We start from the raw sequence: 25,624 nt of genomic DNA, 5'->3' as shown, positions 1-25,624 counted from the left end.
CTGGAAGACGACAGGTTAGGTTTGACGCTACAATAAGTGAAATTAATTCAAGGAATGGATGATTAACCTGGCTGATGCTTGACTACAAACTTCTCCAGGCCTTGGCCGCCGTCATCGACCAATCCGGCTTCGAGCGGGGCGCCAAGCATCTGGGCCTGACCCAATCGGCCGTTTCCCAGCGCATCAAGCTGCTCGAGGCCCGACTGGGACAACCGGTACTGATTCGCACGCCCAAGCTAGCCCCCACGGCGCTGGGACGTCGGCTGCTCAATCACGTCCAGCAGGTCCGCCTGCTCGAGCATGACCTGCTCGACCAGATTCCCGCCCTGGGCGAACGGGAACAACGGCTGCGTCTGGCGATCAACGCCGACAGTCTGGCCACCTGGTGGTCGCCGGTCACCGGCGCATTCTGCCGGCAGCACGACGTACTTCTCGACCTGGTGGTGGAGGATCAGGACGTAGCCCTGAAGCGCATGAGGGATGGGGAAGTCGCCGGCTGTATCTGCGCCACGCCGCGCCCGATTCAAGGAGCGCGCCAGCATCCGCTGGGCTACATGCGCTACCGGGCACTGGCCAGCCCGAACTATGTCGCTCGCCACTTCCCCCGCGGCCTGACTCATGAAGCCCTGCGGGAGGCGCCCGCCATCGTCTTCGGTCCGGACGACCGGTTGCAGCACCGCTATCTGGAAATGCGGGGCTTTCGGGAACCCTTCCCCCACCACCTGTGCCCCTCCTCGGAAGGGTTCATCCAGCTGGCCGAAGCGGGTATGGGATACGGACTGATTCCCGAGCGACAGGTCACCCGGGAACTGGCGGGCGGCACACTGGTGGACCTGGACCCCGGCTGCTATATCGACGTGCCGCTCTACTGGCACCACTGGCGGCACGGCGGCCAGGTACTGGACGCACTGACCGACCACCTGCTGGCGCAGTGCCGGCACTGGCTGATCCCCTTCGCCAGCCCCCAGTGAGCCGGGACGCCTTGACGCCCCGGCCCTCGATCATGCCGCCAGGCTGCCGTGGGGGTCGATGACGAATTTCTTCGCCACGCCGCCATCGAAGTCGGCATAGCCCTGGGGCGCCTCGTCCAGGGAAATGACCTGAACATTGACGGCCTTGGCGATGTCGATGCGCTCGAAGAGAATCGCCTGCATCAACTGGCGATGGTAGCGCATCACCGGGCACTGCCCCGTATGGAAGGAATGCGCCTTGGCCCAGCCCAGCCCGAAGCGCATCGACAGATTGCCGTGCTGGGCGTCCTGGCTCTCGGCACCGGGATCTTCGGTGACATACAGCCCCGGAATCCCCACCTGCCCACCGGCACGGGTCACGTCCATCATCGCATTGAGCACGGTGGCCGGCTGCTCGTGACTGTGGTTGTGCCCGTGGCAACGCGCCTCGAAGCCCACGGCATCCACCGCACAATCGACCTCGCGTTCGCCGAGGATCCCTTCCAGCATGTCCGGCATCGGCGTGTCCTGACGCAGATCGAGCGTCTCGCAGCCGAAGCTGCGCGCCTGGTCGAGCCGCTGCGGATTCATGTCGCCGACGATCACGCAGGCGGCGCCCAGCAGACGCGCCGAGGCGGCGGCGGCCAGCCCCACCGGGCCGGCGCCGGCGATGTAGACCGTGCTGCCCGGCCCCACACCCGCGGTCACGCAGCCGTGATAGCCGGTGGGAAAGATATCCGACAGCAGCGTCAGGTCACGGATCTTGTCCATCGCCCGGTCGCGGTCGGGGAAGCGCAGCAGGTTGAAGTCGGCGTACGGCACCATGACGTACTCGGTCTGGCCACCGACCCAGCCGCCCATGTCGACATAGCCGTAGGCGGCGCCCGGCCGCGCCGGGTTGACGTTGAGACAGATGTGGGTGTTGCCTTCCTTGCAGTTGCGGCAGCGGCCACAGGCGATGTTGAAAGGGACCGAAACCACATCGCCGACCTTGACGAACTCGACATCTCGACCGCATTCGACCACCTCGCCGGTGATCTCGTGGCCCAGCACCAGCCCCGGTGGCGCCGTGGTGCGACCCCGCACCATGTGCTGATCGCTGCCGCAGATGTTGGTGGTGAGCACCTTGAGGATCACGCCGTGCTGGCACTGACGATTACCCAGGGCAAGCTCGGGAAAGGGGAGAGACTGCACCTCGACATGACCGGGGCCCTGATAGACGACCCCGCGGTTGGCTTGACTCATGGCTGGCGTCCTTTGTCGTTGTTCCTGTCACCGCACCCACGGTGACGACCTCGACCAGCCTAGCCCCGGCGCGAGGGAGGCCACTGTGCTCAGAAAGGCATCGGCATGCCTGAACGAGACAGCCGCACGACATCCCCCGTCTCGCCTCAGTGCCGAAGCAGGTCTTCGACGCTGGCCACCTTGTCATCCATGCTCTGCTCGCGATCGGTACGCGTGCCGACCTTGAGCGTGGTGTTGATGCGGGGTGCCCCCATGGCGTGCACGGCTTCATGGCAGCGCTTCACCACGGCGAAGACCTCGTCCCACGGCCCCTCGATATTGGTCCCGTAGGCATGCATGCGATGCACCAGGCCGGCCTCCTCGATGATCGTCTGGCACGCCGCGACATGCCGGGATACGGAAACGCCGACGCCCATCGGCACCAGGCAGAAATCGACAATGACCTGCATGATTCACTCCTTTCGCGATCCGTATGACTGATTGCTCGTGGTCTATGCTGTTGAGCAAGGCTATTGCCACCATAGACTGAGCCTCTTGCAGGTCGCCAAGTCAATTAGCAAACTAAACGAGAGCTGTGTACAGCGGCAAGGATTGCCTTGCCCGAAAACCGTATCGCGCAACGGCGCCCCAGATAACGGAGTTCGGCATGACCAGTGACACTCGCATCGCCCCCATCGCACTGCCCGACACCCGCGCCCGACGCGTCATCGAGAGCCTGCTCGACGGCTCGGGTGTCGCGCTGAACGGCACCTCGCCCTGGGACATTCAGGTACACCATCCCGACTTCTTCTCGCGAGTTCTTCACCAGGGCACGCTCGGCCTCGGCGAGTCCTACATGGAAGGCTGGTGGGAATGCGAGCGCATCGACGAGATGACCCATCGCCTGCTGCGTCACGGTCTCGGCGAGCATGCGCACACCCCCTCCGAGCGCCTGATGTACAAGCTCCAGGCCGGCTTCTTCAACCTGCAGAGCAAGGCGCGGGCCTACATTGTCGGCGAGGCGCACTACGACCTGGGCAATGACCTGTTCGAACGCATGCTCGATCCGACCATGTGCTACTCCTGCGGCTACTGGAAGGACGCCGAGACACTGCACGAGGCCCAGGTGGCGAAACTCGATCTCGCCGCCCGCAAGCTGGGCATCGAGCCGGGCATGAAAGTGCTCGATATCGGCTGCGGCTGGGGCAGCTTCGCCGAGCATGCCGCACGCCATTACGGGGCCCACGTCACCGGCATCACCATCTCCCGGGAGCAGGCCGAACTGGCCCGCAAGCGCTGCGAAGGCCTGCCGGTCGAGATCATCCTCGAGGACTATCGCGATCTGGAAGGCCGGTTCGACCGCATCGTCTCGATCGGCATGTTCGAGCATGTCGGCCACCGCAACTACCGGACCTATTTCGACACCGTGGACCGGCTGCTGGCCGACGACGGCCTGTTCGTGCTGCACACCATCGGCTCCAACAACTCCGAGATCAGCGCCGATCCGTGGATTCACAAGTACATCTTCCCCAACGGCATTCTGCCCTCGATCAAGCACATCGCCCAGGCCACCGAAGGGCGGCTGCTGATGGAAGACTGGCAGAATTTCGGTGCCGACTACGACCGCACGCTGATGGCCTGGCGCGACAACTTCGACGCCCACTGGCACGAAATCGCCGACAACTACAACGAGAAGACCCGCCGCATGTTCCGTTACTATCTGGGTGCCTGCGCCGGTGCCTTCCGTGCCCGGGATATCCAGCTCTGGCAGGTGGTCTTCTCCAAGGGGCGGCCGGGGCGCTATGACAGCCCGCGTTGAGACAGCCCGCGTTGAGACAGCCCGCGTTGAGAGGGGGCTGTAGGAAATCACTGACATGGTTTCGAGATCAGGGCTGACATGATCTGAGGCATGACGCGCGTTTCGTTTCGGGCGTATAGTGTTGCGTTTTGTACAGGCCTTGTTGCCGATCAGCGACAGGCCTCGCACGACAAACCGCCGGGAGTCGACGCCCCATGTCCTGCCTCGATGCCATGCTGGCCCATGCCGCGGAAAGCCTCGACTTTCTGATCTGGCACGTCCCCATGCCGCGAGGCGAGCCGGTTGTGCTGGCAGGCGATCCGCAGCGCCTGCTGGGCCTGGAAACGCCGGCATTCCTTGCTGGCCTTCACCGTCCCGCAGGCGACGACACCGCCGAGTCGCCGTGGCAAACCGCACGTCGGACCCTGCTGGACGCCGCCTCCCGGGAGGGCCACGCCAGTGGCCGCTACACGCTGGTCATCGCTGGCGCCCGGCATCAACTCGAGGAACAGATTGCCTGCACCCCCACGGGCTGGCAGGGCCTGATTCGGCGTCTGCCCGAACCGGCCGTGGCCACCGGCCCGCTGCCGAAGACTCTGGAGATCCTGAGCCGGCAACTGCTCGAGCCCATGCCCACCAGCGCCTTCATCGCCCAGCGCGACGCGGTAACCGGGCATTTTCGCTATCGCTACAGCAATCCGGCCATGAACGAGGCCTTCGAAAGCCTGTCGATCGCCGGCCGTTCGCCCCGCGAGGTCTTCGGCGACATTGCCGGCATGCGTCTGGAGCGCTACTACGCGACCAGCCTGCGTGACCGGGTTCCCGCCACCTACGAGCATACGCTGCCCTTCCAGGGGCGGTATCTGCGGCTGCGTACCACGCTGCTGACCCTGACGCACGAACCGGACAGCGACGACTGTCTCATCGGCTTCGTCCACAACCTCACCGCCCTGGCCCAGGCACGGCGCAGCGCCGCCAACGCCCACCGCCGGCTACGTCATCTGCTCGAGGCCAACCCGGCCGTGCTTTACGCCTGCGCCCCCACGGCCCCCTGGGCGTTTCACTATCTCAGCCGCAACATCCAGTCCCTGCTCGGCCTGCCCGACGCCCACCAGCTGCATGACCTCGGCCTCCTCGCGCGCGTGCACCCGGAGGACCGCGACGAGGTGGCTGCCTGGCTGGAACGCGTCACCGAGGCCGACCAGGGCCGCAGTACCCTGCGCTATCGGCTGCGCCACGAGGACGGTCATTACCTGACGGTACAGAATCAGGCCCTGATTTCGCGGCCGCGCCGGACCGGTGGCGAACGCGAGCTGATCGGCACCCTGCTCGATGCGAGCCGCGAGGCCCGGTTGTTGCACCGGCTCGAACTCATGACCCGGCGCATTCCCGGCTTGATCTTCCAGTTCCAGCGCGACAGGGACGGCCGCACGAGCCTGCCCTACCTGGCCGGCGACGCCCCGCTGCTCGATGGCCTGGACCGCCGGGAACTGCAGCACGACGCCCAACCGGTCCTGGAACGTATCGCCCTCGAAGATCGCCCGCGACTCATCGCCGCCATCGAGAAATCGACACGACGTCTCTCTCGGCTGTCCATCCAGCTGCGCCTTCACGACAACGGCCAGGCCACACACTGGATCACCCTGCGAGCCCAGCCCGAGCGCAGTCAGCAGGGCACGCTCTGGCACGGCGTGCTGTTCGACATCAACGACCAGGTCGCCAAGGCCCACCGCCTCAAGAAACTCTCGGATACCGACGCCCTGACCGGACTCGCCAACCGGCGTCGGCTGATGCAGGCCCTGGCCAGCGAACTCTCCCGCGCCCGACGCCATCACACCACGCTGGCCCTGATTCTTCTCGACCTGGACCACTTCAAGCACATCAACGACACCTGGGGGCACCTCAAGGGCGACCGGGTGTTGCGCGTGCTGAGCCGGTTGTGCCGCGACCTGTTGCGACAGGAAGACCTCGTTGCCCGCTTCGGCGGCGAGGAAATCGCCATCCTGCTGCCGCTGACCGACGCCGACGCGGCGCAGCGCCTGGCCGAGCGGCTCCGCCATGCCATCGCCGCCCATGACTTCGGCCTGCCCGCGACCCGCATCACGGCCAGTCTGGGCGTCGCCGAGTACCGGCCCGACGATACCGCCGACACCCTGATCGAACGTGCCGACCAGCGTCTCTACGCCGCCAAGCACGACGGACGCAACCGGGTCTGCGCTCGGGCCTGACGCCCTGCCTTGCGACTACTCGATGGCCCGGGTCGGTGCCCAGACATTCAGCAGACGATCCAGCAGCGCCATGAGCACCAGCGTCGCCACCAGCGCCACACTCATCGACGAGAAACGATACAGGGCGCTGTAGATCAGATCCTGATTGGGCGACAACGACTGGCCGAACAGGATGCCCAGCGTCGTCAAGCCACCGAACCCGACCCCCGAACCCGCGCCCTCGAGCACATGCACCCGAGCGAACACCATCAGTCCCAGCCAGTAGACCACCAGCACCAGCAAAAAATGCTGGGCCTGAGTGTAGAGCAGCAATTGGCTCGCCAGGGCCAGGTTGCAGCCGAGCAGTGTGCCCACCGCACGCTTGCGGGCCGACAAGCGTGCCCCCGGGTAGCCCAGCGAGAACAGGATCAGCACCGTCGCCATCTGCGCGGACAGCGAGTCACGCAGGTCGAAGACCTGGAAGATCACGAACGACAGCGTGGCGGTGACGGCGCCGATCAGGGTTTCGTGGCGGATCCGGGCGGCCGACTTGGACGGGCGCGGCGGGGGCCGGCGGGGTTCGCGATCCGGAAACACCACATACATCAGCGCCGCGATCGCTACCGCCAGCACACTGGCCACCAGATTGCAGGTCAGCAGGTCGGCCAGATCGATCGACGGATAGCTGGCGAAGTGGAACAGGATGCTCAGCGTCAGCACCCCGTTGGCGCCGAACAGAAACAGTGGACCGCGAGCCATCAGCCGGAAACGCGTGTAGAACAGCGCAAACACCAGCCCCGTCATCACCACCGGCATGTGCCGGGTCAGGCCCACCACCAGGCTGACCTCGACACAGTTGACCAGCACGTTGCCCAGAAACTGACGCACTACATGGCCGTTGAGCACCGGCACCAGCCCCAGCAGGAACATCGGAAACACGGTGAAGAAGACCCCGTAGTTCCAGTTCATCAGCTGGCTGACCAGAAAGCCCAGGGCACCGCCGCCGGCCACTCTCAGGCACTGGCGCAGCCCGTTCTCATCGAGCCCCTCGCCGTCGCGGTGCCCGGTCAGCAGCCGCCAGGCATCACGCAGCAGCGGCCAGCGAGGCGCCTCAGTAGACATGGTGGAGCAGGCTCAGCAGCGTGATCTGCGCCCGGGCCAGCGCCCGGCTCAGGCCACTGTCGAGCGGGGCCAGCTGCACCGTGGCCCGCGCGCCGGTGGGCGGCAGGGACTCGAGAGGCGCATCGAGGCGCAGGTGAACACGGATGCGCTGGGCGTCCCGCACCCAGCGATCAGTGGCGGGAATCGATGCCAGATTGCCGTCCGCCGCCAGCTGGCCGTCGCGGACCCCGGCATCAATGGAGACCACCCGTGCCCGATAGACCGCTCCCGGACGGGCATCGAGCGCAATCCAGGCCGAATCCCCCGGTTTGACGTGACGCAGGCTCTTCTCGCGGAAGTCGGCGATGATATCCAGCTTGCGACCGATGTTGACCAGCACCGGCGAGCCGGCGTGTACCGTGTCCCCCGGGTCCAGCTGAAGATTGCTGACTCGGCCGTCGTGCGCAGCGGTGACGCGGGTGCGCCGCAGGTCGAGCGTCGCGGCGGCCAGGGCATTGCGCGCCTGACGCACCCGCAGATTGTCGTCGCCCTGCCGGCCGCGCTGCACCTCCAGCGAGTGCACCCTGGCCTCGGCGGCCGCCACCGCCGAGCGTGCGGCGCGCGCATCGGCCATAACCGAGTCGTAGCGCTGACGAGAGATGCTGCCGCGGGCGATCAGCGACTCGACCCGCTGCTGCTCGCCGGCCAGTTCATCGGCCGTGGCACGGCGCTCGGCCAGGTTGGCGCGCGCCTCGGCCAGGGCGGCATCCAGCTGGGCGTTCTCACGCCGTGCCTGATCGACCGCCAGCCGGGCCTTGTCCACGGCGATCCGGAAGGGCTCGGGGTCGATGCGAAACAGCAGCTGCCCCTGTTTGACCGCGGCATTGTTGGTGACGGCGACCGCCTCGACCGGCCCGCTCACCTGCGGCGCCACCCGCGTCACCTCGCGCAGGACGCGGGCCTGCGGCGTGACCGGCATGTAGGTATCGGCAAACACGAAATAGACGAACAGCACGACGAACAGCACAATCGCCGCACGCACCCAACGGGCAAATCGCTGCTCCGGGGTCATGGCTCTCTCTCTGACAGATGGATCGACAAGGGCGTGGGGAAACGGCGGTACTCAATGGCCGGACAGCCAATGCGCCGCATTGGACTCGATGTGGCGCAGGACACGATGGAAGATCTCGCGCTCGGCCGGCTCCAGACCTGCCAGCAGCAAGGCTCTCGCCTCGTCGGCACGCGTCTCGAGTTCCTCCAGCGCCCGGCGGCCCGCCGCCGTGAAGAAGACCTGACGAACGCGGCGATCCTCGCTCGGCGTCCGCCGCTCGATCAGCCCCTGGCGCTCCATCTGGGCCAGCGTCCGCGACAGTGACGGCAGTTCGATGCCCAGCGAGTCGGCCAGCTGCTTCTGGGTCGCGCCATCTCCCAGGTGACGCAGCATGAACAGCGCCGTCCAGCGCGGCTGGGTCAACCCCGACGAGGCAACGGTGCGGTCCACGACGGTGCGCCAGAGGCGATGAACGTGCCCCAAGCGCATCCCCAGCGAGGTATCGGCATTCGGCAGGTCATTAGTTTGCATGCGAAGCATCGTATCACATGTTAGTGTGCTAACGAAATACCGCATACCGCCTTGCCGACGTTTTCTTCGCCAATGGCTACGCTGCTGCGTCAGTGGCTACGACAGAGTTCCGCCGGATGGCGCAGCTTTTCCAGTAGATAGCGACGCAGTTGCGGCTCCACGGCCATCTCGTCGAGGGCCGTGGCCATGCAGGCCAGCCACGCATCGCGCTCCGCGGGGCCGATCGGCAGGTGGTGGTGAGCGCGAGGAATGGCAATCGGCCCGAAGCGCTCACGGTAGCGGCTGGGTCCGCCCATCCAGCCGATCAGAAAGGTCGCCAGCTTGTCCTTCGACTGAGTGAGATCGTCGGGGTGCCAGGCGCGGATCGTGTGCGCCTCGGGCAGGCCGGGCAGGCGCTCCATCGCCGCATAGAAGCGCTCGACCAGTTCGATCACCGCCGCTTCGCCGCCAAGCGCCTGTAGCGTGCTGTCTCCCAGACCATAGACTGTCATTTCACTCCCCTCCCCCTGCCATCTCGTCAGTCATCAGCATTGATCCCTATCGAGGCCTTGTCCGACCAGCGTGGCGGCCACGACCGACGCCGGCTTGCTGCCTTTCGATGATCCTGCAGCCGCTAACGAGAAACCTGTCTCTGTGCTGAAAGATATCGCGCACAAAAAGGTATCAATAAAACGGCACCCACTCCTGTTGCTCACAGAACCACTGCTGCTTCAGGCCGCGCTGCTCGTCAAGCAGCAACGCCAGATAGCCACGCAGCGGGTGGGTCTCGGGCAGCGTAGCGCGATGCCGCCGCAGCCGCTCCCGATAGGGCTCCTGGCCCTCCGGCACATGAGCAGTTGTCGCGTGGTGCCTGAGCCATGCCAGCGACGGCAACAGCAGCTCGGTCGCGCCGCTGGCCAACGCGATATCGAGCCCCTTGAGGTCGAAGTCGCCGGCGTAGCCATGTGGCCGCCCGGTCGCCGCCCAGGCCTCGGCCAGGCGGGCGAAGCCGCCACCGTAGTGGCGATCGCCGCGATAGACGATCAGCGGCCGTTGATACGCCGACAGCGCCGGGATCTCGGTCGTGAAAGCGTAAAAGCTGTCGAGATTCTCGACCTGCAACAGCACATCAAAGACGGCAGGCGTGATGGCATGCCAGTCGACATCCAGACACTCCCGCTCGCCGCCGGCGATGCCCGGCCAGGACGCTCGGGCCGGCAGGCTGACCAGCACCCGCGATTCCCGCGGCGCCTCGCGCACGCTCTTCGCTTCCTGATGGCCATGCTCGGCCTGCTCGGCGGTGGTCAGCCCGCTCAGCTCGGACGCCAGCGGCGGCTGCCCCTGTACCTCGAGCTCGGCGTCGATGCCCTCCAGCAGCTCGCGATCGAGTCGCAGCCGGACACGATTCAGGCGCGCCCCGGGCTCGATGTCCCAGGCCCGGCACCAGGCGACGATCTCCGTGACCGCAGCGCCGCGGGGCTTGTCGACGTGAGGCGCGCGACGCAGCTTGTCCGCCGCATCGCGCAGCACCCGCCGCGCCGCCTCCGAGAGCGTGGTCATGCGCTGCCCTGTCGCGCGGGGGCAAGCTGGAGGCTGACGTCGTGAATCAACCGCACGTCGTTGAAGGCGGCCGCCCGACTCTCGTGCTGGCGCAGCCGGAAGGCGGCCTGCTCGCGCCGGGGCAGGCCCTGGAACTCGGCCAGCACCTGGAACAGCCAGATCTCCTCGCCCCACTCGAGCTCGCCTGCCTCGAGATACTCGAGCGCGCTCTGCGACGCGCCGTCACCCTCGACCACCGACAGATAGAAGCGTTCGACGTCTTCCCTCAGCGCCTGCTGGCGGGCGGTGACCATCGAGTCCTCCTGACGCTCGACGGCCACGGCGGCGACGACGGGCTCCGGCGCCGCGGTAGGCCGTGGCAGGTCATGGAGCAGCTCGGTGACGACCCGGGCGTCCGGGGCATGATCGAGCGCCACCGCGCCGGCAGCGGTCAGCGGCGCGGCACGGTTGACCAGTGCCGGCACCTCGCTGCGCCGGGCGTAGTTGCCGGGCACGAAGCCGGGATGCTCGCGCAGGAAGGCGGCCATGCCCGCCACCAGGCGGCTGCGCGACTGCTGCTGGCGGAAGCGCGCCATCAGCTCGATCAGCCGCCGCTGCACCTCGCGCAGGCTGGTGTAGTGCTGGCTCAGGCGATGCTGGAGCTGGCTGACCAGCAGCTTGCGCAGCGCCCCGTCGGCGCCCACCAGGTCGATCAGCTCGTCGAAGTCGATCAGCGCCAGGCCGTCGAGCAGGCGCACGATCTGCTTCTGGGCGCGGTCGTTCTCCCGGATCTTGTCGGCCAGCCGGCTGACGAAGCCGAAGTCGCTGTTGAGGCGACGCCACAGGCTGTCGATGGCGTCGGCGAAGCGGCCGTCGAGGTCGTCCACCGCCTGGCGCAGGTGCAGCAGCTGCTGTTCCTGGCGCCAGTACTCGGCGCCGTCGCGGGCCTCGCGGTAGCTCTGCACCAGGCCGCGCATCAGCTCCAGGGTCTCGGCCACGTCGGCGTTGACGTGGCGGCGGGTCTCGTCAGCCAACATCTCGGCGATCAGCTCGCGGACCTTGGGCGAGAGCTTCACCCCGGCCTGCTCGTCGGGCCGCCACAGGATGCGCGCCGACAGCAGCCGGTTCAGCGCGGTGGTGCTCAGGTTCTCCAGCGGCACCTCGTCGCGCACATAGCCGGCCATCAGCGCCTCGGCATGCTTGCCGAGCAACGCCAGGCGCTCAGCGCCAGTGCCGAGCAGGCGGTTGTCCAGGATGTCGGCGTCGCTCGCGCTCACAGCAGCCGCTCCTGGGCCTCCGGGGCCTGGTCGTCGACGGGCAGCTGTTCCTCGTCTCGGATGAAGCGCACCAGCTCGATCAGGTAGTCGATCTTGGCGGTGGCGACGAAGTACTGGCGGTCGGCGTGGGGCTGGCTCAGGTAGCCGCGCTCGCGCAGGCGCTTGAAGACCTGCTTGATCTGGGCGTCGAGCTGCTCGCTCTGGGAGCCGAAGAACGGGTCGGTGGCCAGGCGCTCGAGGCGCTCGCGCAGCCCCTGGTTGTCCTCGCAGCGCGAGCTGAAGTCGGCGGGCTTGAGCACGCCCCCGGGTGACACCGGGCCGTCGCGGCCGAGCGCCTCCTGCACCAGCTGCAGCCATTCGAGCATCGGCAGCAGGCTGCCGACGGTCTCCGCCAGCTGGCGGGAAAGCTGGTCGCGGGCGCCCTCGTCCAGATGACGCCAGGCCAGAAAATAGACGCTGCCCTCCTCGTTGCTCGCCAGGCGACGGTTGAGCGGGCGCAGGTAGGCGTCGAGGCGCTCGCGGGTCGCCTCGTCCTGCAGGCGGCGGAAGGCCGTGTCGTCACTGACCGCGCAGATGAAATCGCCGGCCAGCAGACGTTCGAGCAGCGGGCCCAGCTCCACCATGGGCCGCTCTGCGATCGAATACCCTGACATCATGTCCTCGCTCATGCCGATGTCTCCTGACGGTCGTTCTCGCGGTCCTGCAGGCGCTGGGCCAGGCGGCTCAGGCGCGGCTCGATGCGCTTGAGCCGGCGCTTGTTGGGCACGGCCTCGTCGCGGTCGATCAGATAGCGGTGCTGGAACAGCATCAGCACATCCGACTCCGGATTGGGGAAGGCGCCGACGATATGGATGCGGTTGTTGTCGCAGGCGTCGAACAGCTTCTCGACGTTGTGGTACGCCAGAGTGCCGATCTCGTCGATGGGCCAGTGCACGGCGACCTCGGCCGGGCCGCGCAGCAGCCGGGTAAAGGCCAGCAGGAACTTGCACAGGATCAGGTAGGCCATGCCGTGGCTGGAGGACTCGAGCAGCTGGCGGTCGTTCTTGATCACCAGGTCCGCGCCGCCCTCGTTGAGGTGCAGCTCCAGGCGCAGCAGGCTCTCGACGCTGTACTGCTGATCGCTGCGCAACAGCTCCACCACGTCGCCCAGGGCGTCGAGGTAGTCATCGTCCGGCAGCGTGCGGCCGCCATCACGCCACTCACGGTAGCGCTGGGCGAAGCGCTTGAGCGGCTCCCAGAAGCCGAGCTCGTCGATGGTCGACTGGATCTTCACCTCGGCCTTGCCGATACCCTCGAGCTTGAGGTCGTCGGCCACCTCGTCGGAGAGCCGCCGGCTCTGGGCGTTGATGCGCCGGTTGAGGTCGCGGAACACGGTGAAGAACTTGTCGAGATCGTCGCCGAGATTGCGCCCTTCCTGCAGCAGCTGCTGCTGTTGCCCCTCGAGCAGCTGCAGCATGTCGGCGAGCACCGCCAGCAGGCGGCGCGGACCGGTATCCTCGAGCTTGGCGCGCTCGGCCTCCAGGGTATCCTGGAAGTCGGCGCTGGCGCCCTTGATCAGGTCGGCCTCGATCTTCTCGCAGCCTCGGCGCAGTGCATCGAGCGCGCGGGCATGCTCGGTGAGCGCATGGCGGGCGCGCTCGATGCGCTCGTCGACGTCGCCCTGGGCCTCGCCGCGGGGCTCGCTGGCCGGCGCCAGGGTCAGTCCTTCCAGGGTGTCGAGCAGCGGCGCCAGGGTCTCGATCAGCGCCTGCTCGGCCTCGCGGCGGGTCTTGATTTCACCCACCGCCGACCGATGCTCGGCCCGGTCGGCGTTGAAGGCGTCCTTGAGCGTCTTGCGCTCGTGCTCGGCGGCCTGCTGGGCCTGGCTCAGCTCCGCTTCCCGCGCCACCAGACGCGGCTTGCGCTCGCCCCAGTCAAGGCGCATGAAGCGGGCGTAGGCGTCGAGCTCGTCGCGCCGTGCCTCGGTGTCGTGGATGCGCTGGCCCAGGTCCTCGATCTTCGCCCGTGTCTCGCGGACCTTGACCGGGTCGACGCCGCGGTCGGCCAGCTCACGATCGAAGGCGGCCTCGAGCTCCTCGCGCTGGCGGCGATTGTCTTCGCGGATCTCGCCGAGCTGGCGGCGATACTGCTCGATCTGCCGATCGACGCCGGCCAGCTGGCCCTGATGATCGGCGGTAAGCTCCATGCGCTGGGCGCGGTGGGTCTCGTCCAGCGTCGCCAGCGCCTGGTCGCGCTCCTCGCGCAGCGCCTGCTGCACCGCCTCCTGCTCCTCGAGGGCTTGGCGGCGGCTCGCCTGACGTTCCTGCTGCGCCTGCTGATGACGCACCTGACACTGGCTGCGGGCCTGCAGGGCGTAGTCCACCTCCTCGGCGGCGCGGCGCTTCTCGCCGCTGGCCCGCTCGAGACGCGCGTCGGCCTCCTGCACCTTCTGGTGCCCGGTCCTGAGGGCCTTCTCGGCGTCCTGTTCCGCCGCCCGTGCGTCGCCCAGCGCCTGCTCGGCGGCGGCGATCTCGGCCTGCAGGCCGGCCTCGTCCTGGGCATGGTCCGGCAGCGCGATGGCGGCCAGGTCGAGCGCCAGGCCGTGGAGGTCGTCGCTGGCGTCGTCGTTGAGCTGCGGGGCGAGGTCGCGGCGTTTGAGCAGCGCCGGCGCCAGCACCTTGCCCAGGGTCTGCTCCCAGCCGGGGCGGTGATGGCGCAGGAAGTGCCGCAGGCTGCCCTGGGCCGGATCGCGCTGCACCTCCAAGGCCTCGAGGCGAGCCTCGGCCCGGGCGCGCTGCTGGCGGACCCGGTCGAGCTCGCGCTCGGCATCGTCGCGGGCGCGCTTGTGACCGTCGAGCTCGCCGCGCAGAGCCTCGAGGGTGGCGGCAATGGCGTCCTGGGCACTGCGGGCCTCGTCGACGCGCAGCTGGGCCCGCTCGGCCTCGCGGGCCTCGTCCTCGGTCTGGGTGCCGTGGGCGAGCTCGGCCTTGAGCTCGGAGAGGCGCGCGGTGAGCTGCTCGAGCCGCCCGCAGTAGTCGCTATCCAGCGCCTGGCGGCGGGTCTGGTAGTCGGCGTCGAGGCGACTCTCGGCCTCGCGCTGACTCTCGCGGCGGGCGTCCTTCTCCTCGCCAAGGGCGTCGATTCGGGCCTGGAGCTCGTCGCGGCGGCGCTCGAGCTGATCACCGAGTTCGACAAGACGCGCTTCCAGACGGACCTTGCTCTCCTGCACCGCCTGCTGCATGAACTCGAGGTGGTCGCGCAGGCCCTGCTGCTGCTCGCGCCACTGGGGCAGCGCCTTGAGGTCCTGCTCCAGGCCGGGCATGTCGGCCTCCTCGAAGGCCTCGAAGCGGCGCTGGAGATCATCAAGCTCGGTGCGGGTTTGCTCGAGCTCGCTGCCCATCTCGCTGAGGCGGTCGTTGACGTCCTGGCGCGCCTGTTCGTAGGCCTGCTCGCGGGCCTGGAAGTCGCGCTGGCGCTCGCCGATCTGCGCTTCGAGATCGGCCCGGCCGCGCTCGGCCCGGGCACGATCAGCCTCGAGCTGGGGACGCAGCTGCCACAGGCCGGCTTCCAGGGCGGCGATCTCGCGATCCTGGCGCTGCAGGTCCGCCAGGGCCTTCTGCAGCGGCTCGAGGCGCATCGACTGGCGCATGCGGGCGATCCACTCCCGCGCCTTGGTGTTGCGGATGCGGGTCATCGGCAGCTCGACGCCGTCTTCCTCGAAGATCGCCGCCAGCATGGTCTTGAGGGTGTCCATCTTGCCCTCCTTGGCGTGCACCGCCGAGACCAGCTTCTCCATGTGGCGGATGCGCCGCCCGGGCCGCACCAGGCTGAAGCGGGCGGCGACCTGGCGCAGTTTCAGACCCTCGCGACGTCCCCCGCCGCTGCCGTGCTGGGTGAAATCGTTCTGGATCACCGCACGATATTCCGAGGTGGCGCCGAGCTTCTGCGACACCGGGGTGCCCTGCCGGCGCAGCCCCTGATGCCACTGGGCATAGTCGATAGCGACCACCCCAGCTTCGGTCTCGACCAGGTAGTCCTCGGGGCGATAGGGCGCGCCGACGAAGCGATACTCCACGCCGCCCTCGCTCTTGCGGGTGAGTACCGCCTGGCAAACGTCGCCCTCCTCGCGGCGATATTCGTAGACCAGGTAGCTGTTGCGATGCGGCAGGTAGAAGGCATCGAACTTGCGCCGAGTCTTGGGCACCACCCGGTTGGGCAGCTCCCCGTAAAAGACCGGCACCAGGCGCTGCAGGGTCGTCTTGCCCGACGCATTGGTGCCGCAGATGTTGGTGTGGCCGTCGACATCCAGTTCGACCACCCCCTCGAGATGACCGTGGATCATCACGATTCGTAACAGCTGAGCCATGCGGCATCCTTGATGGTTAGCTCTCGGTTGGAAAGGTCATTCTATCTCCGGTTGATCGACCATCAAGGCTGTGTTCCAGGGATCAATGATAATAAGTCGCACTTTACAGCTGACAGCCGAGGCCCAGCCCCAACCGCCGCGCAGGCCACGACACGGCCCTTCGCGAAGCTGGCCGAACGATACGCCAGCCACACGCTCAGGAGCGCTCCTTCCTAGCGCTGCATCCGGGAATCGACTGGCCTCATTGGGGTAGCGCCCTGCATCAAAGCAGCGTCGTCGCGCGCTGCGGATCGAGATGCTCGAGGAACCACAACCCGGCCAGCCGCTGGACTTCCTCGAGCTTGCCCGGCTCCTCGAACAGGTGGGTGGCACCGTGCACAGTGATCAGTTCGCAAGGGGCGGTCATCCGCTCTCGTGCCTGCTCGTTGAGATTGATCACCGGATGATCGCGCCCACCGACCAGCAACAGCGTGGGTGCCACGACCCGCGCCAGCGCCTCGTCGGCAAGATCCACCCGGCCCCCGCGCGAGACCACCGCCTTCACCGCCTGCGGGCGTTCGGCGGCGGCGATCAGTGCCGCCGCCGCGCCGGTACTGGCACCGAACAGGCCGATGGCGAGTTCACGGGTCGCCTCGGCCTGGGCGACCCAGTCCACCGCGCCGGTCATGCGCCGCCCGATCAGCGGAATGTCGAAACGCAGCTCGCGGGTGCGCTCGTCGATGACGTTCTCGTCCGGCGTAAGCAGATCGAAGAGCAGCGTGGCCAGGCCTTGCGAGGCGAGATACTCGGCTACCTGACGGTTGCGGGTGCTGAAACGGCTGCTGCCACTGCCGTGGGCGAACACCACGATGCCGGTGGCCCCCTCGGGAACGATCAGGTCCCCTTTCAACTCGACGCCGGCAGCCTCGAGGGTGACGCTCCGGGGCGAAAACACCATGGGTCGACCTCCTCGCCGCACACGGCGGCAAAAGCGGGATTTCCGGGATCACGCAGCCTTGCTTGAGTGTAGGAAGGCCCCGACGCTTCGCTCCAGTGCGTCGGCTCGACAGCCACCCGCGATGCTCAGGTACGCCCCCGACTCTCGCCACGGGCGATGCCGCCGGCGATCAGATGCGCGGCACGCAGCGGCTCGGGAATCCGCCCCTCGAGCGCGGTGGCGCGGATCACCCGCTCGGCCTCGTCACGGCTCAGGCCCTGGCGCTGGACGTACACGCCGGCCAGCGGTTCCATCGGCCCCAGCCGGGCGATGCGCGCCCACTTTTGCGAACCGCCGGGAATGTGCGCAAGCAGGGCCTCGCGAAGCGCCTCGGGGCGCGGCGCATGACGGGCGACCACCAGCACCGGCAGCCCCGAGAGACGATGCAGGCGCACCGCATCGACGACGTTGAAGCCGGCCAGCGCCACGCCCTGCAGCAGGATCAGCTGCAGGTGCGGGGCGAAGCGCGTCCCGCCCGTCAGGCGCAGCAGCTCGCGGGTGGCGTCGAGGCCGTCGCGCTCGACACGCCCCGAGACCACGCCGGCCAGTCGGCTGCCCGAGTACACCGCACCGATCACGGTCACCAGGCCGCGATGGTCGCGCGCGAAGGGACAATCGTCGAAGCCGACGATGTGCGAGAATGGGCGCGGCTGGCGAGCGGTCATCGAAGCCCCTCGGGTGACGAATGCCGTTCCCAGCATAGCCCCCGCCGCCTTCCCCTTCAGGAGTGGTCATGATCGAGCAGACCCTGCAGAACGTCTTCGGCTACAGCGAGTTCCGCCCCGGCCAGCGACCGGTGATCGAGGCGGTGACGGCCGGGCGCTCGGCGGCGGCGATCTTCCCCACCGGCTCCGGCAAGTCGCTGTGCTACCAGCTGCCGGCGTTGCACCTGCCGCACCTGACGCTGGTGGTCTCGCCGCTGCTGGCGCTGATGCAGGACCAGCTGGCGTTTCTCGAGCGCCACGGCATCCCCGCGGCGAGCATCGACTCCGGCCAGAGTCGCGAGCAGACGGCGGCGGTGATGGAGGGCGTGAAGCGCGGCGAGATCCGCATCCTGATGATCTCGGTGGAACGCCTCAAGAACGAACGCTTTCGCACCTTTCTCAGGAAGGTGCCGGTCTCGCTGCTGGTGGTCGACGAGGCCCACTGCATCAGCGAATGGGGGCACAACTTCCGCCCCGACTACCTCAAGCTGCCCGACTACCAGCGCGAGTTCGCCATCCCCCAGACGCTGCTGCTCACCGCCACCGCCACGCCGCGGGTGATCGACGACATGGCGCGGCGCTTCGCCATCGCCGACGACGACGTCACCACCACCGGCTTCTATCGGCCCAATCTCAACCTGCTGGTCGAGCCGCTGGCCGCCGAGGCCAGGCTGCGCTATCTGCGCGACTGGCTGCGCCCGCGACTGGCAGGCGACACGCCGCAATCGAGCATCGTCTACGTCACCCTGCAGCACACCGCCGAGCGGGTGGCCGGCTACCTGCGCCAGGCCGGGCTCGACGCCGTCGCCTATCACGCCGGCCTCGACGCCGAGACCCGCGAGCGCCTCCAGCGCGACTTCATGGCCGGCGACGTCGGCGTGATCGTCGCCACCATCGCCTTCGGCATGGGCATCGACAAGCGCGACATCCGCAACGTGGTGCACTTCGACCCGCCCAAGTCGCTGGAGAACTACAGTCAGGAGATCGGCCGTGCCGGCCGCGACGGCGCGCCCTCCGACTGCCTGGTGCTGGCCGGCGGCGACAACCTGCGGGTGCTGGAGAACTTCGTCTACGGCGACACGCCGGAACCGGCGGGCATCCGCACGGTGATCGAGGCGATCCTCGGCGAGCGCGAGGGCAATCACTGGGAACTGATCCTCAACCGCCTCTCGCAGCGCAGCGACATCCGCCCCCTGCCGCTCAAGACGCTGCTGGTGCAGCTCGAGATGCGCGGCGTGATCGCCCCGCGCTATGCCTACTTCGCCGAGTACCGCTTCCAGTACCGGATCGAGCCCGAGGACCTGGTGGCGCGCTTCGCCGGCGAGCGCCGCGACTTCGTGACGGCCATCATCGCCACCGCCGAGCGCGCCCGGACCTGGTGCCGGCTGGACTTCGAGGCCCTGCATCGAGAGGGCCGGGAACGCGGCCTGGACACCCGCCGCGCTCGGGTGATCGCCGCCCTGGACTACTTCCACGACCAGGGCTGGATCCGCCTCGAGACCCGCCAGATGACCGAGGTCTACGAGGTCCTGCAAAGCGACATCGATCCCGCGCGGCTGACCGCCGAGCTGCACGCCGACTTCCACACCAGGGAGGCCGCCGAGATCGCGCGCATCCACGCCATGCTGGCATTCTTCGAGAGCGAGACCTGCCTGAGCCGCCGCCTGGCCGAGCATTTCGGCGACGACCGTGCGCCTCATCGCTGCGGCCACTGTTCGGTGTGCGCCGGGCGCGTGGCGCGACTGCCCGAACCGCCGGCACCGCAGCCCCTGGCCGAGCGGAATGTCGCCGAGCTTGCCGGCGAGCTGATCGAGCGCGCCGCCGACGAGGGCGATCCGGCGGGCCGCGAACTCGTCACCCGCTTCCTGTGCGGGCTGACCACGCCGCGCCTGACCCGGCTCAAGGCGCGCCGGCTGCCGGGCTTCGCGGCGCTGGAGGGCTATCCCTATGGAGAAGTGCGTGGCTGGGTCGCGCGGCACCTGACCGCCCGCGAAAGCCGCTGAAGCGGCCCGGGCGCCCCATCGCCCGGCGGGTTATACCTTCTTGACGAACTCCGACTTGAGCTTCATCGCGCCGATGCCGTCGATCTTGCAGTCGATGTTGTGGTCGCCGTCCACCAGGCGGATGTTCTTGACCTTGGTGCCCACCTTCACGACCGACGACGACCCCTTGATCTTGAGGTCCTTGACCACGGTGATGGTGTCACCGTCCTGCAGGAGATTGCCGTGGGCGTCGCTGACCACCGGCGTGTCGTCATCAGTCTCGACCGCCCCATCGGCGACCCACTCGTGGGCGCATTCCGGGCAGATCAGCAGGTCCTGATCCTGGTAGGTGAATTCCGATCCGCACTGCGGGCAGGGAGGCAACTGGCTCATGAACGATGTCCGATAACAGAGATGAGCGCGCAGTGTAATCGGTCGCGACGCATTGCCCAACCTGGCTTCCGTCCACCGTGCCGACCGACGCGCATTTGCCGGGTACCCCGCCCGATCATCCGTGCCCCGGCCCGACTTCGTCGCCCCACAGCGCCAGCAGCGTCTCGATGAACAGCTCGGCGGTACTCGAGAGATGGTGATCGTTGCGCTGAATCAGGCCGATGGTGCGCTCGATGCGCGGTTCGGGCAGGGGACGCGAGCACAGCGTGTCATGGTCGGCACCCGGCATGGTCAACCGGGGCAGGATGGCGACCCCCAGCCCGGACTCCACCAGCCCGAGCGACGTGGAAAGATGCTGGACCTCGTAGAAACCGTTGAGGCGAATGCCCTCCGACGACAGCACGTTGTCCAGCAGGGTGCGATTGCCGCTGTCGCGGCTGACGGTGATCATCTTCACCGCCTCCAGGTCGGCCCAGGTGATCGTCTCCTTGGCAGTCAGCGGGTGATCGGAGCGCAGCGCCAGCACGAACGGGTCACGCAACAGCGGCGTGAAGGAGACCTCGGGCAGCTGCGGGCTGATCATGTTGATGCCGAAATCCGCCTCGCCGTTGACCACCCGTTCCAGGCCCTCGTTGGCACTGACATCGAGAATCCGGATGCGGATCCCCGGCCACGCCTCGTTGAACCGGCGGATCACGCTGGGCAGGAAATAGAATGCCGCCGTGGGCAGGCAGGCGATGGTCAGGGTGCCCTTCTGGTGCGTCGCCAGTTCGCGGATGCCGAGGATAGACGATTCATAGTCGTCGATCATCCGGCGGGCCCGCGGCAGGAAGTCGGTGCCGATCGCCGTCAGCCAGGTACGCCGGGTGGTACGCTCGAGCAACGTCACTTCGAGCGCCTCCTCGAGCTTCTGGATGCGCCGCGACAGCGCAGGTTGTGACAGGTGGAGCCGCTGTGCCGCCTCGTGAAAGCTGCCCAGCTCGGCGACCTGGACGAAGGCCTGCAGGTCGAGAAACTCGATGCGATGTAACATGGACGATTCTTGCATTGGAATTGAGCCATTGAACAACTTATCACATTAATGTGCTTTAAACATTAGTAGTTATCTTTATTTGCATTTGAGGCATCAAAACAGCGGTGACATGCTCGTTTCATGAGTTCTGGCACGGAAAGTGAAACGGCAATGATCCACAGCATCCCTTGCATCATCATGCGTGGCGGCACCTCCAAGGGCCCGTTCCTGCGCATGAGCGACCTGCCCGAATCGCCGGAGGCGCGCACGGAGACACTGCTCAACCTGATGGGCGCCGGCCATGCCCTGCAGATCGACGGCATCGGCGGCAGCGATCCGTTGACCAGCAAGGTGGCGATCGTCGAACGTTCCGACCATCCCGACGCCGACGTCGACTACCTGTTCGCCCAGGTCGACGGCCCCGGGCGCCGCGTCGACTTCAACCCCAACTGCGGCAACATGCTCTCGGCGGTCGGCCCCTACGCCATCGAGACCGGGCTGGTCGAGCCGCGAGACGGCATCACCGTGGTGCGGGTTTGCAACCTCAACACGCAACGCCTCATCGAATGCCACGTCCCCACGCCGGGACGCCAGGTGGATTACGAAGGCGACACCCGCATCAGCGGCGTGCCGGGGAGCGCCGCGGGTATCCAGCTCAGCTTTCTCGATGTGGTGGGCACCAAGACCGGCGCCCTGCTGCCCACCGGCCAGGCGCGGGAGATCATCGACGGCATCGAGGTGACCTGCCTCGACGCCGCGACCCCGACCCTGTTGATCGCCGCCGAGGCCTTCGGCCTGACAGGCGACGAAACGCCCGCCGAACTCGACGCCAACGGCCCCATGCTCGCCCGCCTCGAGGCCATCCGCCGCGAAGCCGGGCGGCGCATGGGGCTCGGCGACGTCAGCCACGGCGTGCTGCCCAAGCCGGTTCTGCTGTCGGCCCCCGGCACCACCGAGGCGACGCTGCGCGCCCGCTACTTCGTGCCGCACCGCTGCCACAAGGCGCTCGCCGTGACCGGTGCCATCGCCCTGGCAACGGCGATCAGCGTTCCGGGGACCGTCGCCAACCGTATTGCCACCGCGGCGGGCCGGCTGACCGACGGCGAGTCACTGGCGCACGTGCGCCTCGAGCACCCCTCGGGCTACATCGATCTCGATGTCGAGCACCGCGGGCAGGACCCGCATGACGTCGCCCGGGTCTCGCTGGTCCGCACCGCCCGCAAGATCATGGCCGGCACGCTGTATTATCCCGGCACCACGCCCGATCACCGGCCGGCCGCTGCCATGACGGCCAGGGCCGGCTAGATCGTAGTCCATCCGACGAATCCCAAAGAGCGACACAACAACAAGGAGTCACGCCATGCGCCCCTTGAAATCCCGACAGACTCTCGCCACCCGTCTGAAGCGCGCCGCCGGCCTCGGCCTGCTGTGCGCCGGCCTGAGCCCGCTGGTCCTTCCCGCGACGGCGAACGCCGCGGACCCCGACGTCCCCGATACCATCAAGTGGACCATCCCCTTCGGGGTGGGTGGCGGCACCGATGTCTGGGCACGCTTCTTCGCGCCCTGGTTCAGCGACTACCTGCCCGGCAAGCCGACCGTCATGATCGACAACGTGCCCGGTGGCGGCTCGATCAACGGTGCCAACCTGTTCGCGGTCCGCGCCAGGTCCGACGGCAGCCAGTGGCTGGGCACGTCGGCCTCGACCCAGTACCCGGCCATGCTCGGCGACCCGCGGGTGCGCTACGACTACGCCGACTGGAAGCCGATCCTCGCCACCCCGACCGGCGGGGTGGTCTACGCCTCGCCCGAGATGGGCAAGGACGCCGACAGCGCCCTTAAGGCCCTGTTGAAGCAGCCGGTCAAGCTGGCCGCGCAGTCCCCCACCGGGGTCGAGCTGCCGGTGCTGATCGCCCTCGAGATGCTGGGCGTCGACATCAATCCGGTATTCGGCATGCGCAGCCGCGGTGAAGGTCGCCTGGCCTTCGAGCGTGGCGAGGCGAACATCGACTTCCAGACCACCTCCGCCTACCTGAGCAACGTCCAGCCGCTGGTCGACGACGGCAAGGCGATCCCGCTGTTCAGCCTCGGCGTGCTCGACGACGACGGCAACATCGTGCGCGACCCGACCTTCCCGGATCTGCCGACCTTCAACGAGATCTACCAACAGACCCGGGGCAAGGCACCGTCGGGCAACGCCTACGAGGCCTACCGCAAGTTCTTCGCCTCCGGCTACGCCCTGCAGAAGCTGGTGATGGTCCCGGTCGACACCCCCGAGCCCCTCGTCGAGACCTACCGGCAGGCGGCTCGCGAGTTCATCAAGACCGACCAGTTCAAGGAGGAAGCGGCCGCCCAGCTCGGTCCCTACACGCCGATCGTCGGCGAGACGGTCTCCAGGCACCTCCGGGATGCCATGGCGATCAAGGACGAGACGCGCCAGTGGCTGATCACCTGGCTGGCGGACAAGTTCGACGTCCACCTGGCCACGCGCTGATCTCTCCGGCCCCGTCGCAACGCGCCGGGGCCGGCCCGATTCCGACACGACAACGCGAAGAACCACGCCATGCTCGACATCCTTCTCTCCAGTCTGGGACAGGTCTTCACCCTCTCCCATCTTCTCTACATGATGCTCGGGGTCAGTGTCGGCCTGGTGGTCGGCATCATTCCCGGCCTCGGCGGTATCGCCGGCATGTCGCTGCTGCTGCCCTTCCTGTACGGCATGGAACCCTCGGTGGCACTGGGCATGCTGATGGGACTGGTGGCGGTAATCCCCACCGGCGACACCTTCGCCTCGGTGCTGCTCGGCATCCCCGGTTCCAGTGCCTCGCAGGCCACGGTGATCGACGGGTTCTCGCTGGCCAAGCGCGGGCAGGCGGCCCGGGCGCTTTCCAGTGCCTTCCTGTCATCGATGATCGGCGGCCTGATCGGCGCTGCAGTCCTGACCGGTTTCATTCTCATTGCCCGGCCGCTGGTGCTGGCGTTCTCCTCGTCGGAACTGTTCATGCTGACGCTGCTGGGTCTGTCGATGGTCGCCGTGCTTTCGGGGCGCGACCTGTTCAAGGGGCTCGCCGCCTGCGGACTGGGCCTGCTGGTCGGCGGCATGGGCATGGCTCCAGCCACCGGCGAGTTTCGCCTGAACTTCGGCCTCGACTACCTCTATGACGGCCTGCCGCTGGTCGTGGTGGGCCTGGGCATCTTCGCCCTGCCCGAGATCATCGACCTGCTGGTCCAGCGCGGCGCCATCGCCAGCGAACCCTGTCGGCTCGGCGAGGGCTGGCGTCAGGGCTTTCGTGACGTGCGGCGCGAACGCGGCCTGGTGGCACGCTGCGCGGGGTTCGGCAGCCTGATCGGGACCATTCCGGGGCTGGCCGGCTCGGTCGTCGACTGGATGACCTACGGCCACGCCGTGCAGAGCGCCAAGGACAAGAGCGAGTTCGGCCGCGGCGACATCCGCGGCGTGATCGCTCCCGAGTCGGCCAATAACGCCTGCGCCTGCGGCGCGATGGTGCCCACGCTGCTGTTCGGCGTCCCCGGCTCGGGCAGCGCGGCGGTGTTCCTCGGCGGCCTGCTCCTGCTCGGGCTGCAGCCGGGCATCGGCATGATCGAGACCCACCTCGACCTGACCTACACCATCATCTGGTCGCTGGCGCTGGCCAACATCCTCGGCGCCGGTCTCTGCCTGGGGCTGGCCGGCCCGGTCGCCAGCCTCACCCGCGTCCGCTTCACCATTCTCGCCCCGCTGATCACCGTGCTCATCCTGTTCGCCGCCTACCAGGCGACCCGGGCCACCGGCGACCTGATCGCACTGGCCGCCGTCGGTGCCATCGGCGTGCTGTTCAAGAAGGCCAACTGGTCACGCCCGGCTTTCCTGATCGGCTTCGTCCTGGCACCGGGTGCCGAGACCTACTTCTATCAGGCGGTCCAGTTCCAGGGCAGCGCCGCGTTCGTCCGCCCCGGCGTGATGATCATCGGTGCGCTGATCCTGGCGGTACTGTTCATCCCCGCCCTCAAGGCGCTGTGGCTGAAACGCCGCCAGGCAAGGGGGGATGGCGACACCACCGACAGCGAAGCAGCGACCCCGGCCGATCGGACACGGCCCACGTTCGGTGCGGTGGACGTTCTGTTGCTGGCAGGGTTGCTGGGCCTGGCCGCGTTCGCCTGGAGCGATGTCGCCGGCCTCTCGCTGCTGGGCAGCGTGTTTCCCAAGCTGGCTATCGCCATCATGGCGGTGGGCTGTCTCGCCGAGACGGCGCGCTACGTCCTTCGCCGACCGCAATGGCAAGAGCAGGCCTGCCGGGAAGAGCTGATCTGGCTGGCGGGCTTCTGCGCGCTGATCGCGACCATCCTCGGCCTGGGTTTCATCAGCACGGCGGCACTGTTCTGCCTGGCATTCCTGCTGGGTATCGCCCGGCTCAAGCTGTGGACGGCGGCGGGCATGGCCGCCGGCGTGGTTGCCTTCCTGGTCGGCATGGCGCACTTCCTGACGCTGACCTATCCCAGCGGATTCCTCGATCCCTGGCTGTTCAGCTGAGCTCACCTGACAGGCCACCGCCCGCCA

At 67.7% G+C, this 25,624-nt stretch carries 21 protein-coding genes; 7 read left to right on the top strand and 14 right to left on the bottom strand.

Annotated features, from left to right (window positions below):
- The first annotated feature begins 74 nt into the window (after positions 1-74).
- Entirely contained in the window at positions 75-971 is an 897-nt protein-coding gene (locus tag ACTCB7_RS15520; protein ID WP_163648370.1) for a LysR family transcriptional regulator ArgP, read from the top strand.
- A 30-nt stretch (positions 972-1,001) separates the two neighbouring features.
- On the opposite strand, the gene fdhA is transcribed toward ACTCB7_RS15520, so the two are convergent.
- Together fdhA and ACTCB7_RS15510 are read right to left on the bottom strand one after the other, a co-directional pair.
- Positions 1,002-2,195 carry a formaldehyde dehydrogenase, glutathione-independent gene (gene fdhA, locus ACTCB7_RS15515; protein ID WP_463007404.1) on the bottom strand — a complete coding sequence of 398 codons (1,194 nt, stop codon included), beginning with the start codon at positions 2,193-2,195 and terminating at the stop codon, positions 1,002-1,004.
- 146 nt (positions 2,196-2,341) lie between these two features.
- Positions 2,342-2,644 (bottom strand): MTH1187 family thiamine-binding protein, encoded by a 303-nt coding sequence (locus tag ACTCB7_RS15510; protein ID WP_163648368.1) that lies wholly within the window; start codon positions 2,642-2,644, stop codon positions 2,342-2,344.
- A gap of 197 nt (positions 2,645-2,841) precedes the next feature.
- On the opposite strand from ACTCB7_RS15510, the gene cfa reads away from it, so the two are divergent.
- Positions 2,842-3,993, top strand: a complete 1,152-nt coding sequence (gene cfa, locus ACTCB7_RS15505) for a cyclopropane fatty acyl phospholipid synthase (RefSeq protein WP_463007403.1) — start codon at positions 2,842-2,844, stop codon at positions 3,991-3,993.
- Between the two features lie 194 nt (positions 3,994-4,187).
- Positions 4,188-6,200 carry a GGDEF domain-containing protein gene (locus ACTCB7_RS15500; protein ID WP_463007402.1) on the top strand — a complete coding sequence of 671 codons (2,013 nt, stop codon included), beginning with the start codon at positions 4,188-4,190 and terminating at the stop codon, positions 6,198-6,200.
- Positions 6,201-6,215: 15 nt separating this feature from the next.
- Here ACTCB7_RS15500 and ACTCB7_RS15495 read toward each other — a convergent pair whose 3' ends face one another.
- From ACTCB7_RS15495 to ACTCB7_RS15450, 10 genes are all read right to left on the bottom strand, one after another.
- The gene (locus ACTCB7_RS15495; RefSeq protein WP_463007401.1) at positions 6,216-7,301 is read right to left on the bottom strand and encodes a DUF2955 domain-containing protein; all 1,086 of its coding nucleotides are present in this window, start codon (positions 7,299-7,301) and stop codon (positions 6,216-6,218) included.
- Positions 7,291-8,352, bottom strand: coding sequence for an HlyD family secretion protein (locus tag ACTCB7_RS15490; protein WP_463007400.1), 1,062 nt, complete (start codon positions 8,350-8,352; stop codon positions 7,291-7,293). Before ACTCB7_RS15490 ends, ACTCB7_RS15495 begins: the two co-directional genes overlap by 11 nt.
- Positions 8,353-8,403: 51 nt before the next feature.
- On the bottom strand, positions 8,404-8,862 hold the full coding sequence (locus ACTCB7_RS15485) for a MarR family winged helix-turn-helix transcriptional regulator (RefSeq protein ID WP_463007399.1): 459 nt from the start codon (positions 8,860-8,862) through the stop codon (positions 8,404-8,406).
- 89 nt (positions 8,863-8,951) lie between these two features.
- Positions 8,952-9,353 carry a group II truncated hemoglobin gene (locus ACTCB7_RS15480; protein WP_463007398.1) on the bottom strand — a complete coding sequence of 134 codons (402 nt, stop codon included), beginning with the start codon at positions 9,351-9,353 and terminating at the stop codon, positions 8,952-8,954.
- Positions 9,354-9,525: 172 nt separating this feature from the next.
- Positions 9,526-10,401 (bottom strand): DUF7281 domain-containing protein, encoded by an 876-nt coding sequence (locus ACTCB7_RS15475; protein ID WP_463007397.1) that lies wholly within the window; start codon positions 10,399-10,401, stop codon positions 9,526-9,528.
- Complete coding sequence (locus tag ACTCB7_RS15470; RefSeq protein ID WP_463007396.1) at positions 10,398-11,657, bottom strand: hypothetical protein; 1,260 nt, start codon at positions 11,655-11,657, stop codon at positions 10,398-10,400. Before ACTCB7_RS15470 ends, ACTCB7_RS15475 begins: the two co-directional genes overlap by 4 nt.
- Positions 11,654-12,280, bottom strand: coding sequence for a condensin complex protein MksE (locus tag ACTCB7_RS15465; protein WP_463007450.1), 627 nt, complete (start codon positions 12,278-12,280; stop codon positions 11,654-11,656). The genes ACTCB7_RS15470 and ACTCB7_RS15465 overlap by 4 nt, the downstream gene beginning before the upstream one ends.
- A gap of 41 nt (positions 12,281-12,321) precedes the next feature.
- The gene (locus ACTCB7_RS15460; RefSeq protein ID WP_463007395.1) at positions 12,322-16,002 is read right to left on the bottom strand and encodes an ATP-binding protein; all 3,681 of its coding nucleotides are present in this window, start codon (positions 16,000-16,002) and stop codon (positions 12,322-12,324) included.
- A 262-nt stretch (positions 16,003-16,264) separates the two neighbouring features.
- Positions 16,265-16,939, bottom strand: a complete 675-nt coding sequence (locus ACTCB7_RS15455; RefSeq protein WP_463007394.1) for a dienelactone hydrolase family protein — start codon at positions 16,937-16,939, stop codon at positions 16,265-16,267.
- A gap of 125 nt (positions 16,940-17,064) precedes the next feature.
- Positions 17,065-17,643: an endonuclease dU gene (locus ACTCB7_RS15450; protein WP_463007393.1), complete on the bottom strand. Its 579-nt coding sequence runs from the start codon at positions 17,641-17,643 to the stop codon at positions 17,065-17,067.
- 68 nt (positions 17,644-17,711) lie between these two features.
- Between ACTCB7_RS15450 and ACTCB7_RS15445 the strand changes: the two genes are divergently transcribed.
- Positions 17,712-19,685 carry a RecQ family ATP-dependent DNA helicase gene (locus ACTCB7_RS15445; RefSeq protein WP_463007392.1) on the top strand — a complete coding sequence of 658 codons (1,974 nt, stop codon included), beginning with the start codon at positions 17,712-17,714 and terminating at the stop codon, positions 19,683-19,685.
- Between the two features lie 30 nt (positions 19,686-19,715).
- Here ACTCB7_RS15445 and ACTCB7_RS15440 read toward each other — a convergent pair whose 3' ends face one another.
- Positions 19,716-20,057, bottom strand: a complete 342-nt coding sequence (locus ACTCB7_RS15440; protein WP_224414355.1) for a zinc ribbon domain-containing protein YjdM — start codon at positions 20,055-20,057, stop codon at positions 19,716-19,718.
- Positions 20,058-20,172: 115 nt separating this feature from the next.
- Positions 20,173-21,090, bottom strand: a complete 918-nt coding sequence (locus ACTCB7_RS15435; protein ID WP_224414354.1) for a LysR family transcriptional regulator — start codon at positions 21,088-21,090, stop codon at positions 20,173-20,175.
- A 150-nt stretch (positions 21,091-21,240) separates the two neighbouring features.
- Between ACTCB7_RS15435 and ACTCB7_RS15430 the strand changes: the two genes are divergently transcribed.
- The 3 genes from ACTCB7_RS15430 (at position 21,241) to ACTCB7_RS15420 (ending at position 25,597) form a co-directional block, all read left to right on the top strand.
- On the top strand, positions 21,241-22,374 hold the full coding sequence (locus ACTCB7_RS15430) for a 4-oxalomesaconate tautomerase (protein ID WP_463007391.1): 1,134 nt from the start codon (positions 21,241-21,243) through the stop codon (positions 22,372-22,374).
- 55 nt (positions 22,375-22,429) lie between these two features.
- Complete coding sequence (locus ACTCB7_RS15425) at positions 22,430-23,560, top strand: Bug family tripartite tricarboxylate transporter substrate binding protein (RefSeq protein WP_463007390.1); 1,131 nt, start codon at positions 22,430-22,432, stop codon at positions 23,558-23,560.
- Between the two features lie 69 nt (positions 23,561-23,629).
- Positions 23,630-25,597 carry a tripartite tricarboxylate transporter permease gene (locus tag ACTCB7_RS15420; protein ID WP_463007389.1) on the top strand — a complete coding sequence of 656 codons (1,968 nt, stop codon included), beginning with the start codon at positions 23,630-23,632 and terminating at the stop codon, positions 25,595-25,597.
- Positions 25,598-25,624 lie beyond the last annotated feature (27 nt).

This window comes from Modicisalibacter sp. (assembly GCF_055145905.1).
Note: the sequence above shows the minus strand (reverse complement) of the source record. Positions and strands in the feature narration are given on the sequence as shown.